At 32.3% G+C, this 15,358-nt stretch carries 13 protein-coding genes; 10 read left to right on the forward strand and 3 right to left on the reverse strand.

Annotation, left to right across the window (positions count from 1 at the left end):
* Positions 1-51: 51 nt before the first annotated feature.
* The 8 genes from ABNT61_RS10040 to sufD all read left to right on the forward strand — a co-directional run bounded on the left by ABNT61_RS10040 (position 52) and on the right by sufD (position 8,752).
* Complete coding sequence (locus ABNT61_RS10040) at positions 52-1,512, forward strand: choice-of-anchor B family protein (RefSeq protein ID WP_348743095.1); 1,461 nt, start codon at positions 52-54, stop codon at positions 1,510-1,512.
* 15 nt (positions 1,513-1,527) lie between these two features.
* Positions 1,528-2,859 (forward strand): hypothetical protein, encoded by a 1,332-nt coding sequence (locus ABNT61_RS10045; protein WP_348743096.1) that lies wholly within the window; start codon positions 1,528-1,530, stop codon positions 2,857-2,859.
* The gene (locus tag ABNT61_RS10050; RefSeq protein ID WP_348743097.1) at positions 2,859-3,620 is read left to right on the forward strand and encodes an MbnP family protein; all 762 of its coding nucleotides are present in this window, start codon (positions 2,859-2,861) and stop codon (positions 3,618-3,620) included. The genes ABNT61_RS10045 and ABNT61_RS10050 overlap by 1 nt, the downstream gene beginning before the upstream one ends.
* A complete protein-coding gene (locus ABNT61_RS10055; RefSeq protein WP_348743098.1) occupies positions 3,621-4,700 on the forward strand; it encodes a cytochrome-c peroxidase in 1,080 nt (359 codons plus the stop codon).
* Between the two features lie 100 nt (positions 4,701-4,800).
* On the forward strand, positions 4,801-5,130 hold the full coding sequence (locus tag ABNT61_RS10060) for an iron-sulfur cluster assembly accessory protein (RefSeq protein ID WP_348711304.1): 330 nt from the start codon (positions 4,801-4,803) through the stop codon (positions 5,128-5,130).
* Positions 5,131-5,158: 28 nt separating this feature from the next.
* Positions 5,159-6,607, forward strand: coding sequence for a Fe-S cluster assembly protein SufB (gene sufB / locus ABNT61_RS10065; RefSeq protein ID WP_348743099.1), 1,449 nt, complete (start codon positions 5,159-5,161; stop codon positions 6,605-6,607).
* 49 nt (positions 6,608-6,656) lie between these two features.
* Positions 6,657-7,409 carry a Fe-S cluster assembly ATPase SufC gene (gene sufC, locus ABNT61_RS10070; RefSeq protein WP_348711301.1) on the forward strand — a complete coding sequence of 251 codons (753 nt, stop codon included), beginning with the start codon at positions 6,657-6,659 and terminating at the stop codon, positions 7,407-7,409.
* Between the two features lie 29 nt (positions 7,410-7,438).
* Positions 7,439-8,752, forward strand: coding sequence for a Fe-S cluster assembly protein SufD (gene sufD, locus ABNT61_RS10075; RefSeq protein ID WP_348721812.1), 1,314 nt, complete (start codon positions 7,439-7,441; stop codon positions 8,750-8,752).
* 63 nt (positions 8,753-8,815) lie between these two features.
* On the opposite strand, the gene ABNT61_RS10080 is transcribed toward sufD, so the two are convergent.
* The 3 genes from ABNT61_RS10080 to ABNT61_RS10090 all read right to left on the reverse strand — a co-directional run bounded on the left by ABNT61_RS10080 (position 8,816) and on the right by ABNT61_RS10090 (position 13,071).
* Positions 8,816-9,208, reverse strand: a complete 393-nt coding sequence (locus ABNT61_RS10080) for a hypothetical protein (RefSeq protein ID WP_348743100.1) — start codon at positions 9,206-9,208, stop codon at positions 8,816-8,818.
* Positions 9,209-9,326: 118 nt separating this feature from the next.
* On the reverse strand, positions 9,327-10,445 hold the full coding sequence (locus ABNT61_RS10085; protein WP_348743101.1) for a helix-turn-helix transcriptional regulator: 1,119 nt from the start codon (positions 10,443-10,445) through the stop codon (positions 9,327-9,329).
* 100 nt (positions 10,446-10,545) lie between these two features.
* Positions 10,546-13,071 (reverse strand): trypsin-like peptidase domain-containing protein, encoded by a 2,526-nt coding sequence (locus ABNT61_RS10090; RefSeq protein ID WP_348743102.1) that lies wholly within the window; start codon positions 13,069-13,071, stop codon positions 10,546-10,548.
* 284 nt (positions 13,072-13,355) lie between these two features.
* Between ABNT61_RS10090 and ABNT61_RS10095 the strand changes: the two genes are divergently transcribed.
* Together ABNT61_RS10095 and ABNT61_RS10100 are read left to right on the forward strand one after the other, a co-directional pair.
* Positions 13,356-14,300, forward strand: coding sequence for an NPP1 family protein (locus ABNT61_RS10095; protein WP_348743103.1), 945 nt, complete (start codon positions 13,356-13,358; stop codon positions 14,298-14,300).
* A 142-nt stretch (positions 14,301-14,442) separates the two neighbouring features.
* The gene (locus tag ABNT61_RS10100) at positions 14,443-15,156 is read left to right on the forward strand and encodes a DUF547 domain-containing protein (protein WP_348743104.1); all 714 of its coding nucleotides are present in this window, start codon (positions 14,443-14,445) and stop codon (positions 15,154-15,156) included.
* Positions 15,157-15,358: the final 202 nt, after the last annotated feature.

Here is a 15,358-nt window from a genome sequence, read left to right on the forward strand (position 1 = left end):
GCTTTTAATTTCATACTTTTGCTATTAGGAGCCCTTCTATCAAGATGACCCATGAAAAAACCACTACTATTAATTTTAACCTTTCTTTTCATTACCAATGTGAGCGTCAACTCACAAACCCCTTGTGATGGAACTGGATTTGCTGGCTCTTATCCATGTAGTAATTATGACTTAATGGCAACAATTGATGTTGCAACGTTATCAGGATCAAGCACTGCTGAAGGAAGTGATATTTGGGGATGGACCGATCCAACAACAAATAAAGAATATGCTTTAGTTGCTTTAACTAATTCTACAGCTTTTGTTGATATAAGCGATCCTGTGAATCCAATATTTTTAGGACGTTTAGACACTAATGCTGGAAGTAATTTTTGGAGAGATGTGAAGGTTTATAATAACCATGCTTTTATTGTTGCAGATAATGTTGGCTCTCATGGAATGCAAGTTTTTGATTTAACAAAGCTTAGAAATGTTACTACGCCCCCGCAAACATTTACGGCTGATGCTATATTTTCTGGGGTTACAAGCTGTCATAATATCGTAATTAACGAGTCTTCGAGTTACGCATATTTAGTTGGATGTAATACGTTTAGCGGTGGTCCAGTATTTGTTGATATTTCGGACCCAAAAAACCCAGTTGCAGCAGGAGGTTATTCCGCTGAAGGATATACTCATGATGCACAAGTAATCACTTATAACGGTCCTGATGCAACTTACTCTGGAAGAGAAATTCTTATAGCAAGTAATGGAAATAGTGGAGGAAGTAATGATATTGTTATTTTAGACGTAACAGACAAATCAAGTCCAACCCTTATTTCTAAAGTTAGTTATCCGAATGCACGATACGCTCATCAAGGATGGTTTACAGAAGATCACCAATACTTTATTTTGGGAGACGAACTCGATGAACAAAACATAGGTACAAATACAAGAACTATAATTTTTAATCTTACCGATTTAGATTCACCATCTGTATCTTCCATACATACGGCAAGTCACGCAGCCATTGATCATAATGGATATGTAAAGGGTAACGAATATTTCATGGCAAATTATAGAGCTGGATTAAGAGTATTCGATATTTCAAATATATCAAGTACTACAAATCCAATGACAGAAGTTGGTTATTTTGATACGTTCCCAGATAACAACAATACAGGTTTTAATGGCGTTTGGAGTATTTATCCTTATTTTCCAAGTGGTAATATTGTAATTAGTGATATTGAGCAAGGATTATTTATTGTTAGGAAGAGCGGAACTCTTTCTCTTCCTGATCAAACTACAAAAACTAGTAAATTCACTATTTATCCAAACCCAGCGGATAGAGCTCCAATAATTACCTCTAACACAAACATAGAATCAATCGAAGTATTTAATATTTTAGGTAAAAAAGTTTATCAAAAGAAAAATATTAATCGTAAAGACTTCGTTTTACCAATAAATAATCAAGCCAAAGGAATTTACTTAGTGAAAATTAATAATACTATTGGTAAAAAATTAATTATTAAATAAGATTAGATTAATCACGTGAAACATTATACTATACTCATTTTATTGCTTGTTTTTACTGCTTGTAGCGAAGCAGATATTAATTTAAATGACACTTTGAATCCAAGTACGGGTCGAGAAATTGATTTTGTAAAAACATTTGGAGGAAGTGGCAATGATGTTGCAAAATCAATTATTACAACAAGTGATGGTGGCTATGCTATTTTGGGTTACACTAGCAGTACTGACGGAGACATTACTACAAAAACCTCTGACGATTCTGATTTTCTTCTTGTAAAGTATGATAGTCAAAATGAATTACAATGGTCTAAAACATATGGTGGTTCTAATGACGATAGAGGAAATCAGGTATTAGCAACTAACGATAATGGATTTGTAGTTTTTGGTTTTAGTGATAGTAGTGATAATGATGTTACCGAAAATAATGGCGCTTCAGATTTCTGGGTTTCAAAACTTAATGCTTCAGGAACTATTCAATGGCAAAAGTCTTTCGGTTTTTCAGGAAGAGATTATGGAACTTCATTAACTCCTACTTCTGATGGAGGTTTCTTAATTGTTGGAGAATTAGATGTAACTGCTTCAGGTGGTGAAGGAAATTTCCCAGCGGCTAAACCATTACACGCAGGAGGTGATTTTTGGGCTATTAAAATTGATGCAAATGGAACTCGAGAGTGGAGTAAATTTTACGGTGGTACATTTACAGATACTCCTCAAAGTGTTGTTCAGTTAGATGATGGAAATTATATAATTACTGGATTTTCTGATAGTAGTGATGTAGATATTACAAATAACAAAGGAACATATGATTTCTGGGTAATTAAGATAAACAGTACAGGAACTCTTCTTTGGGAAAAGAATTTTGGTGGTTCTGAAATTGATGAATCTTATGGCATTAAAAAAACAAGTGATGGTAACTTAATTCTTGTTGGTGACACTCGCAGTTCAGATAAAGATGTTAGCAATAATAATGGAGGAGCTGATTTATGGCTTATAAAAATTACTCCTGATGGAGATTTAATGTGGCAGAAAAACTTTGGAGGAACGAATTTTGATGCAGGAAGAAGCATTAAAAACACGAATGACGGTGGCTTTATTATTTGTGGAAGCTCAAGAAGTTCAGATCGCGATTTTATAAACAAAGGTCAAAACGACGCATGGATACTAAAGGTATCTTCTACGGGATCAACTGAATGGCAAAAGTTTGCTGGAGGTACTGATATTGATATTCTTCATGATGTTTCAGAATTAAACGACGGTACAGTTATTGCAGTAGGAGAAACTTCTAGTAACGACGAAGATATTGAAGAAAACAAAGGATTCTCAGACGTATTAATTATCAAAGTAAAATAATGAAAAAGACATTTTCAATTCTATTTATACTATCACTTTTTATCATTTCATGTTCTAGTAATAGTGATGAAACGATTCAAAATAAAAAAATCACCATCAATTTTATTCATGAGTGGGATGGAACTCCAGTTACTAAAGATGATTTCGGAGAACTAAAATTCACAAATGAAAATGGTGAAATGGTTAGTATTGAATTGTATCGATATGTAATTTCAAATATCAAACTAGTAGATCCTTCAGGATTTGAAACTCCTTTAAAAGATTACTTGTTTATTGATTTAGGAGAAGAACAAAATTTATCCTACACCATCGAAGGATTATTTTTAGACAGAACGTACTCTTTAGATTTTACCTTTGGATTTGAAGATGATGACAATACAGATGGAGCATATACAGATTTAAACACTGCTAATTTTAATGTTCCTGAAATGCTAGGTGGTGGTTATCACTACATGCAATTTGATGGGAAATATACAAGTGAAACCCAAACTACAGAAGCAGGTTTCAACTATCATGCTATTCGAGCAGTAGATAATACAGATCCAGATAATATTGTTTATCAAGACACTTCTTTTTCTGTTAGTTTAGAAGGAAATTGGCTAAAAAGTACAGAAGAAGTAATTAACGTAAAAGTTAATATAGCTGAGTGGTTTAAAAACCCTAATACTTGGGATTTAAATGAATTGAATCAAATGTTGATGCCCAATTTTGACGCTCAAGTTTTAATGAACGCAAACGGAAAAACTGTTTTTAGTTTATAAATGAAGTACAAGTGGATTTATCTTCTTTCTTTTTATGTTTTGATTTCATGTTCTTCGGATGAAACCATTGAACCTGAAACTAACAATGGGTATACTCCTGTTGAAATAGAACTGCAAATTCCACAACTTTTTAAAGATAAATTATTAGCACCTATTGTTCCAACTACAAATCCTCAAACTCAAGAAGGAGTAGATTTAGGTAAAAAGCTTTTTTTCGATCCAATATTATCTTCGGATAACACTATTTCATGTGCTTCTTGTCATGATCCTCAAAAATCATTTACTGATAATTTACAATTCAGTGAAGGTGTAAATAATACTAAAGGAACAAGAAATTCTATGCCGTTATTCAATCTTGCATGGAATTTCGATGATCGATTTGCTTGGGATGGAAAAGAATTAAGCCTAGAACGACAAGCTTTTGAACCTGTTGTAAATCATCTTGAAATGAATAATGACTGGAAACAAATAGCCATCGAACTTAGCAATCATGCTGAATATCCAGAATTATTTAAAAAAGCTTTTGGTGATACTCCTATTGATTCAAACTTAGTTGTAAAAGCGTTAGCTCAGTTTGAAAGAACCTTAATTTCAGGCAATTCAAAGTTCGATAAATTTTTACGTGGAGAAGCTACATTAACTCCAGAGGAGCAAAACGGTTTTGATGCTTTCATGGATGAAAATCGTGGAGATTGTTTTCACTGTCATGGTAGCCAAAATAATCCTTTATGGACTGATAATAAATTCCACAATAACGGATTGGATGCAACATTTACTGATCTTGGATTTGGCGCTGTAACTGGAGATTCAAAAGACAATGGTAAATTCAGAACACCTTCCTTGAGAAACTTATCCTTCACGGCTCCATATATGCATGATGGAAGATTCTCAACTTTAGAAGAAGTAATTAACCATTATTCAGAAGGATTAAAAAACTCACCAACCATCTCTCCCCTTATGAAAAAAGTGGCTCAAGGAGGAGTTCAAATGACTGATAAAGACAAAGCAGATTTAAAAGCTTTTTTATTGACTCTTACCGATTCAGATTTCGTGAATAACCCTGCATTTCAGCTCCCATAAGTTTTTTTGATTATCGCATTATTTTAAACACTAAACAAAACATTGAGGAATCATTGTTATGTCGTATATTTGCAGTCCAATTTAGATTTAATCTATTTATATGATAAAAGTTTCAGACACAGCTAAAAAGAAAGTTATTGAGTTAATGACCGATGATGGCTTTGATGCAACTACCGATTTTGTTCGTGTAGGAGTAAAAAGTGGTGGTTGTTCAGGACTTTCTTATGATTTACATTTTGACAATTCTCAAGAAGAAACAGATAAAATTTTCGAAGACAATGGTGTAAAAATTATTGTTGACAAGAAAAGTTTCTTGTATTTAGTCGGAACTACACTAGAATATTCTGGTGGTTTAAATGGTAAAGGATTTGTCTTTAATAATCCAAATGCCAATAGAACATGTGGATGCGGAGAAAGCTTTTCTCTGTAATAAATATCATTAACTGAAAACAGCTTCAATGAGCAAGTATACAGAAGACGATTTAAGAGAAGAATTAAAAACCAAAGAATACGAGTACGGTTTTTATACTGATATTGAAAGTGAAAAATTTCCAAAAGGTTTAAATGAAGATATCGTTCGTGCAATTTCTAAAAAGAAAAACGAACCAGAATGGATGACCGAATGGAGATTAGAGGCTTTTAGAGTTTGGCAACAAATGGAAGAGCCAGAATGGGCAAATGTTAAATATGAAAAACCTAACTTTCAGGATATTTCATATTATTCTGCACCAAAACAAAAACCTAAGTTAAATAGTTTAGACGAAGTAGATCCAGAGATGTTAGCTACTTTCGAGAAACTAGGTATTTCACTAGAAGAACAAAAAAGATTAGCAAATGTTGCTGTAGATATTGTAATGGATTCTGTTTCTGTTGCAACTACATTTAAAGAAACATTAGCTGAAAAAGGAATTATTTTCATGCCAATTTCTGAGGCAATTCAAGAACACCCTGAATTAGTTAAGAAATACATTGGTTCTGTAGTTCCTACAACAGATAACTTTTATGCAGCATTAAACTCTGCGGTATTTTCAGATGGATCTTTCTGTTACATACCTAAAGGAGTTCGTTGTCCAATGGAATTATCAACATACTTCAGAATTAATGAAGGTGGAACAGGACAATTCGAAAGAACTTTAGTTATTGCTGACGAAGGAAGTTACGTTTCTTATTTAGAAGGATGTACTGCTCCTCAACGTGATGAAAATCAATTACACGCAGCTGTAGTTGAATTGATCGCTTTAGATGATGCAGAAATTAAATATTCTACAGTACAAAACTGGTTCCCTGGTGATGCAGAAGGAAAAGGTGGAGTTTTCAACTTCGTTACCAAACGTGGTTTATGTGAAACGAACGCTAAAATTTCTTGGACTCAGGTTGAAACTGGTTCTGCAGTAACTTGGAAATATCCAAGTTGTGTATTAAAAGGTAACAATTCAGTAGGAGAATTCTATTCAATTGCTGTTACCAATAACTTCCAGCAAGCTGATACTGGAACAAAGATGATTCACTTAGGAAAGAATACGAAATCGACTATTATTTCTAAAGGAATTTCTGCTGGTAAATCTCAGAACAGTTATCGTGGTTTAGTACACATTGGATCTAGAGCAGAAAATGCTCGTAACTTCTCTCAATGTGATAGTTTACTAATGGGTAATGAATGTGGAGCGCACACTTTCCCATACATAGAAACTAAAAATAAATCTGCTCAAATTGAGCATGAGGCAACTACAAGTAAAATTGGAGAAGACCAGTTATTTTATTGTAATCAAAGAGGTATTGATACGGAAAAAGCAATTGCATTAATTGTAAACGGTTTTAGTAAAGAAGTATTAAACAAGTTACCAATGGAGTTTGCAGTAGAAGCTCAAAAATTATTAGAAATTTCCTTAGAAGGAAGTGTAGGATAAAAAACAATATTACCAACAAGAAAATTAAGCTTTAGAGCACATATATACAATGTTAAAGATTCAAAACTTACACGCAGAAGTAGAAGAAAAATCAATCTTAAAAGGATTGAATTTAGAAGTTAAAGCAGGAGAAGTTCACGCAATTATGGGACCTAATGGAGCTGGAAAAAGTACAATGGCTTCTGTAATCGCTGGTAAAGAAGAATATGAAGTTACTTCAGGTTCTATTGAATTGGACGGAGAAGATATTAGCGAATTAGCTCCAGAAGAAAGAGCTCATGCTGGTGTATTCTTATCATTCCAATATCCGGTTGAAATTCCTGGTGTTACAGTGACTAATTTTATTAAAACTGCCATCAACGAGTCTCGTAAAGCACAAGGTTTAGAGGAAATGCCTGCTAAAGAAATGCTTCAAAAGATTCGTGAGAAATCAGAATTATTAGAAATCGATCGTAAGTTCTTATCACGTTCTTTAAACGAAGGATTCTCTGGAGGTGAAAAGAAACGTAATGAGATTTTCCAATTAGCAATGTTAGAACCTAAATTAGCCATCTTAGACGAAACAGATTCTGGTTTAGATATCGATGCACTTCGTATTGTTGCTAACGGAGTTAACAAACTTAAATCTGAAGATAACGCTGTTATTGTTATTACACACTACCAACGTTTATTAGATTATATCGTTCCAGATTATGTACATGTTTTACACGATGGGAAAATCGTAAAAACTGGAGACGCATCTTTAGCTCTTGAATTAGAAGCTAAAGGTTATGATTGGATTAAGGAAGAAGTGAATTCATAATTAGTTGATTACAACTAAAAATTGAAAGAATGGAATTAAAAGATAAATTAATATCATCATACGTAGCTTTCGAAAACGGAATGGACATTAATAGCGATGTACATGAAATTCGTTCGAAAGCCTTACAAAATTTCGAAAAATTAGGTTTTCCTTCTAAGAAATTAGAAGCTTGGAAATACACTTCTTTAAATTCAGTTTTAAAAGAAGACTATAGCATATTTCCTAAAGCAGAAACTGCAGTTGAATTAGCTGATGTAAAAAAATATTTTATCCATGATATTGATACGTATAAAATCGTATTTATTGATGGGAAATACAGCTCGTTCTTATCTGATACAACTCACGATAATATGGATATTTGCCTATTATCATCTGCATTAGCCAAGCCTAAATACAAAGCGGTAATTGAAAATTATTTCAACAAAGCTGCTAAACAAGATAATTTAACGTCTTTAAATACTGCTTTTGCGAATGAAGGAGCATACATTTATATTCCTAAAAATGTAGAAGTAGAAAAGCCTATTCAAATTATCAATTTTACTACAGGTACTGAAAATGCTACAATGATTCAACCACGTAATTTAATTGTGGCTGAGCGTAACGCGCATGTTCAAATTATTGAACGTCATCAAAGTTTAACAGATAATGCTATTTTAACGAATGCTGTTACTGAAATCTTTGTTGATACTCATGCTTCTGTAGACTACTACAAGATTCAGAATGACAACACAAATGCTTCTTTAGTTGACAATACTTACATTGAGCAACAAAAAGAAAGTGTTTGTTCTGTACATACATTCTCATTTGGAGGTAACATCACAAGAAACAACTTGAATTTCTTCCAAAAAGGAGAGCGCATTGACTCAATTCTTAAAGGTGTTACTATTATTGAAGGTAAACAACATGTTGATCATCATACCTTAGTTCACCATATTGAACCTAATTGTGAAAGTCATCAAGATTATAAAGGTATTTATGGTGATCGTTCTACTGGTGTTTTCAACGGTAAAGTAATTGTTGAGAAAGAAGCACAAAAGACAAATGCATACCAACAGAACAATAATGTTTTAATTAGTGATAAAGCAACGATTAATGCTAAACCTCAATTAGAGATTTTTGCTGATGACGTTAAATGTTCTCACGGTTGTACAATTGGTCAGTTAGATCAACAAGCATTATTCTACATGCAACAAAGAGGTATTCCTAAAAAAGAAGCAAATGCTTTATTAATGTATGCTTTTGCGAATACTGTACTAGAGAGTGTAAAGATTCCTGAAGTAAAACAGAGAATTACCAAGTTAATTGCTAATAAATTAGGAGTTAGTATTGGTTTCGATTTATAAAAAACATACAATACATATTAAAAAAGCCGAGCAATGTTGCTCGGCTTTTTTTATTATTTACGTTTATTCTTTTACTGCTTCCCAAACCGCTAAAAAATCTTTTTTAAGGGAATGAGTAGATCCATAAAGTTTACCATTTTTAAGATAAAAGGAAGTGTTATAATCACCAGAATTATCTCCAGATACTAATGCTCCATATATATGGTTATTTAGCGTGTTAATTCTACCTTCTCTAATTCTTACTCCTTTTCTATAAAAAGTACCTTCAATTGACTTCTTTGACACCTTATCGATGATCATTATGGCAAAATTATCGTCTGTTCTATCATAAGGTGACATATCAATTTTCCATTTCCCTAATAACGCATTTAAATTGTGCTTTGATTCTTGTTGAGCGAAAGATGTTGCGATGTTCATAAGAACAAAACATAAAACGATTGCATAAGATTTTTTCATTGTAATAGATTTTAAAATTTTCAACAAACATAGATTACACATACGTTCGAGTCGCTTCAATTATTTATTTGAAACCTAAAAACCATTACCAATACGTGTCACAAATATATTTGACACCTTATAAATTCTGCTTCAATTCACTTGGTGAAACACCTAAATGCTTCTGTACAGCTCTATTGAACGAAGATTTAGAGTTAAAGCCTGCTTCCATGGCTAAACTTAATAACGTGAACTTGCTATTCTCTGGCTGTTTTAGTAGATATTGAATCTCATTAACTCTATATTCATTTATAAAATCATTGAAATTCTTTCCTATGATTTCTTTTAAACATTGTGTAATTATATAGGGCTTAGTATCCAATTCATTCGCTAACATGTTTAAATTCAACTTTTGAATTTTATATAATTTTTTTTCCTTTACTGCAACTAATAATTCCTTTGCAACTAGTTCCAATTTGACTCTATCTTCTTCGGATATTTGGCTTTTAGGAATACTATTTTTATCATTTCTTCTTGAAAATCCTTCCATACCTAACCAATAGATTAATACTGAAATTCCAATAAAAAACGGATAATAGAAAAATCGAATAAAATAGAAGTAATTCTTCTCTAGCACCACATTATAAATTAAAACATCTATAATCAGTATTAATAAGACTAGAGAAAAGTATATTTGAAATGAAAATATAATTTGTTTTATCCAACGCAAAGTTTGTTGTTGAATATTAGCGTTATTATTTAACAATTTTAGAGCTAAATGTGAATATAGAATAATGAGCATGCTAGCAACTACATAAATTGTAGGATAGTTCATCCAAATTACGTATCCCCAATATCCTAACCAAGATAGACTATCGCGGGTACCATCCCAATATAAATTTTGAAGTCTAACAAAAATACTGATAGAGATTTGTACTAATAAAGGAATAAAGTGATAGTATTCTTTAGGAGTTAATTTATACTTAGTATCGATTTGAGATTTTACATAAAAATATAATAGTGGACCCGTTACCCAACTTAAGTCTAACATAAAATAATACCATGTATCATAATATCCTAAACCAAAAAGTCGCATTATTTGCATCAATAATCTATAGGAAAGTAGGAATAAAATTGTTGCAAGAATCTTATTTGAAAGAAGGTTCTGTTTTGTCCTAAACAGTACTATTCCAAAAACAATTCCTTGAAATGCTCCAACAAATAAAATTAGTATAATAAGAACTTTAAGTGTATTCATTACATCTAATTAACAATCCTAAATATAAAAATAAACCCTCTTGAAAAACAAGAGGGTCATCTAATTAATTCATTTAACTATTTAAATGATACAACTATAATTATTCAATAATAAATCGCATACTAGTATTTGTGAATTTATTTTCTAGTTTTAAAATGTAAACACCAGAATTAAACTGATCTATACTAAGAGTTCTAGAATCATTTACATTTCCTTTTTTCACAACCTGACCTAACATATTAACAACAGAATAACTAGCACCTTTTAAATTAGCTGAAGGTCCAACTAATCTAAGTAAGCTTCCCTTTCTAATTGGGTTTGGAGCAACTTGAATACTAGTTAAAGCATCCTCATCCTCGTCACCTAAAATATCAACTCTAGTTTCAAATACTTCTGTTACTACAACATTTGCACTCTCACAAGAACCTTCATAGATTCTTACGTTAGAGAACGTAGAGTTATTTCCAGAACCAGCATCATTATCGTTAATGAATACTAATCTATCCATACTTCCCGTATAAGAACTTCCTACAGGAATTGTATATGTTACTGTTCCACTAGTATAATTATCATAATTTGTAACTCCATAATTCTGAGTACCATGTACTTTAAAATATCTTGAAGAAGTTAAACTATTATCATTTTCAAATCCAACTCCGTGAATTTCACCTTGTGAAGTACTACTAAATTGGAATTCGATAACCGTATTTGCAGTCACAGTGTAATTCATTGGAATATATTTCCAAGTATTATTTGTTAACGTTAATGAAGATCCTCCATTTCCAACAGAGAAATTACCAGCTGAATCTTGATTTGAGAAAGACGTAATGTTAAAGTCGTTAAAATCAAGAGTTGGACAAGAAGGAGTTCCTCCTCCTCCACCAGAAGTTAATGCTAAATTATCAATTGCAATATCACTTGACCAGCTAGTACCTGTTGTACCAACAAAACGTAACCTTAATTGACTTTGTCCTAAATAAGCACTTAAGTTAACAGTTTCAGCATTCCATTGATTTCCTTTATTACCTGAATCACTCCATAAGCTAGTCCAAGTAGTTCCGTTAGTAGATGCTTCTAATCTTAAAGATCCAACAGCTGTTCCGTACATATGATTACTAAACGTAAAAGTTGCAGAAGATAATCCTGTTAAATCAAAACATGGACTTTGTAAAATTGCCGTCGCATTTGGTCCAATTTGACCTGTACTTCCGTTAGTAGAAGCTTCTAAGAACATATAGAAAGATCCATTTGCACCTGAACTTGGTCCAGTTCCTGAAGATGGAGTACCTGAAGCATCTCTTACCCAGTTTCCATCGTCACCTGTTACCTGAGTCCAACCTGCATTAGATTCAAAACTTTCTCCATATGGGAAAGAACTAACAGTTGAAGTACAACTTGGATCTGGATCTGGGTCTGGATTTCCACCACCGTTTCCATCAACACCATTTGCTGGCATATCGTTACCAATAGAGCTAATTAAATTATCACTTCTACCGTATGATCCATTTGGACAACCACCTGTATTGTGAATAGCAATTACTAAGTTTGAGTTATAATCTAATACTGGAGAACCTGAACTTCCTCCTTCAGTATCTGCATAATATCTTACTTGTTGACCAGAACCTGAAGAACTTTGGAAAACTCTAGAGAATCCTCCTGCAGTTGCGTCAACATCAGTCTTTACAGAAATTTCTTTTCTTCTACCTCCTGGATGCTGTGGAATATAAATTCTATCTCCTGGAGCAGTAACCGCAGAACTTAAACTTAAATACCCATAAGTACTAGTTGGATTCGTTGGTAACTTTACTAAAGTATAATCTAAACTAGAGCTAGTTTTAATAAATGTTGCAGATTGTGCTACAGTTTGTGAAGTTGCAGAAGCAGAACCTGTACAACCAGCATACTGATAGTTAAAGATAAAATCTGTGTTTTGAGCAGCAGATGCAGATCCAATACAGTGATTATTTGTCATTAAGTGTCCTTCACTTCCTAATAACCATCCTGTACAACTTGAACTACCACCAATAATTAATCTACAAACAGCCTTAGCCTTTTCATACATGTCTGTTCCGTTATAACATTCGATTCTTTCTTTGTTATCACTAGAACAAATAGATCTTTGTTGAGGATCATTTGCATTAAATTGCTTTACAATTTTTTCCTTAGTAAATCCATAAGCTACTTTGCTAATATCAAAACCATTATGATAACTTGGATTTCCCATAGAATAAAGCTTTACCTCTACTTTATCATCGAAAATTACCTGCGACCAGAAATCGCTAATCATTGTCATTTTATCATCAACAATTTTTCCCTGACCTCCGTATATTACTTTTTCTTTGGTATTTGACCCAATGATTTCAACAAAATCACCTGGTGCTAAATCGAAGTTCTGGAAATATAATTTTACATACGTAGAGTTTTTTGAATAAAACTCATTCTGATACACTAACTGTGCTTGGGTTCCTGGTTGACTTGAAGATTTTGTAAACTTTTGATACGTTTTAGTAACATTAATTTTGGTATCAAACTCATCTCCGATCTTAAATTTCTTTTGTGCCGTTAAGTTTATAGAACACAAAAACACGATGGCAAGGGCTGCCACCTTGAAAAATTGATTTTTCATTTTAGAAGGGTTTTTGGTTAATTAATTGCCACAAAACTATAAATAACAAAACCAAAACACAAACTAAATGTTAAAAAAATATTGTTTTTTCATTAAAAATCAAAATTCACTAAACTTATCATAAAAACAAGAATTGCAACTCCGTAGTGATAAACACTGATTTGCATTAAAATTATTGCGTTTAAAAATGACTTTTTATGATAAAGTTTCGTTTACAAAGTATTAAGATTAAACTAACTTCTGGAACCTAATTTCATAGCCTTAATTTTAAAAATCAATCACATATGAAATTTCTAAGTTCCCCTCAAATTTTACTAGTATCCACATTTCTATTGTTCATTTCTTGTACATCAAATGAAGAACTACTAGACCAGGAAAACCTTAATCAAAATGTTAAATCCGTATTATCCATAAGAGAACAGGTTGCACAATTTTATGCACCAACATTTTATCAGGATGTAGATATTACGGACATATTCTTTTGCTCAAATTCATCAAAAACTGGAGCTGCTGATTGGATTGCTCCGGTAAATTATGATGGTGATTGGATCGCTCATAATAATTGGGAAAACATGTTGTCAAAAGGGAGAGACAGAGGAACTCTAAAAGGCACTGTTTATTTTAACTTTTCTAGTACAAATACGCATTGGTTCGTATTGTATTCGGTTTATCATCCAAGAGATTGGGCTGATTCTCCATGGTGTGCCTTAGACTCTCATGAAAATGATCTTGAGGCAATTTTAATTTGTGCAGAAAGATTAGCTAATAACGGTTTTGGAAAAGTAATTTATGCCGGAACGGTATATCACAATGAAAGAAAAACATATCGAGCATCTGACCTATTATTTGAAGGAAATCGAGTAAAAACTTTTATTCAAGCTAAAGGTCATGGAATTCGAAAGTACAACAGTTCGAGTGATGAAGACGGAACTCATATTGTATATCGATTTAATGCTAATGCTTATGAGGTTCAACAACCTTCTTCCAAAAAGCAAGATCTTCCGCAAAACATGTTCTATTCCTTAAAAGATACCAAAGAGGAGTTATGGTCTAGACGAAATCTTACAACGCTATTTATTGGAAATAGTTTTAATGGTGATACTTATAGGAACAATGCCGCACATGCTCCTTGGGGTTGGGGCGATATTGGAACTAATCCTGCTAAATTCGTAAAAGATAAATTCAATTTAAGCTCATTTAACACCAACTACGATCAAAAAGACTTTTAGAGGAAATTAAAATGTTAAAACGCTCTTAAAAAGAGCGTTTTTCATTTATAAATTGATTTTTTTTTACACTTCTTGTAATGAATGTTTAAAGTTCCCGTCAAAAATGGAGTGAAACCCCAAGAGAGGACAAAAACTAAAAAACATGAAAAAACTATTAATCATTTTATTAGCGGTATTTGCCACAGCAAATATTCAAGCACAAACAAACGAAGTATTCGACGCTTTATTAAAAACTTATGTAACTCCTGATGGAAAGTTAGATTACAAAGGTTTAAGAAAAAACAAAGCTGTTTTAGATATATATTTAAATCAATTAGAAGAAACCATTCCAAGTAAAAAATGGTCTTCAAAGAGAGCTAAGGCTTTTTGGATGAATGCATATAATGCTTATTCTATTAAGTTAATTATTGATAGCTACCCATTAAAAAAACTTACTGATATCAAAATCAAAGGAAAAAATGCATGGAAAATTCCTTTTGCAAAAGTTGGTAAGAAAACATATTCACTAGATTATATTGAGCACAAGATCTTAAGAAGATGGCACGATGATCCTAGAATCCATGTGGGAATTAACGCTGGATCTATTTCTGGACCTAGATTTCCTAACTACGCTTTTACAGCAAAAAACATTGAAAACAAATTAGAGAGTTTAATGAAAGAATTCATTAACGATTCTAGCAAAAATAAAATCTCGTTAACTAAAGTTGAAGTTTCAAAAATTTTCGAGTGGTATCAAGAAGATTTTACTTCGGTTAATTCATTAGTAGACTACATTAACAAATATTCAAATACAAAAGTTAATGATGACGCTACTGTTTCATACTTAACATATGACTGGACGTTAAACGAAAAATAATCCTTAAAATAAATAATCAATTCTCCCTTAACACATTAGCTGTTCTTTTCCCTGAGAACAGCTTTTTTTATGGCTTCAATTCATCGAAATTTTAACTAAAACTACAAGTTATCAACACGAAATCGATTTCGGTTTCTCTCACTGAAAATTAAGCAAATTATAATAGGTAAATTGTGGAAAAATGTAATTCAACTGCCCTTAC

Origin of the sequence: Tenacibaculum sp. 190524A05c (assembly GCF_964036595.1) — a bacterium.
GTDB lineage: Bacteria > Bacteroidota > Bacteroidia > Flavobacteriales > Flavobacteriaceae > Polaribacter > Polaribacter platacis.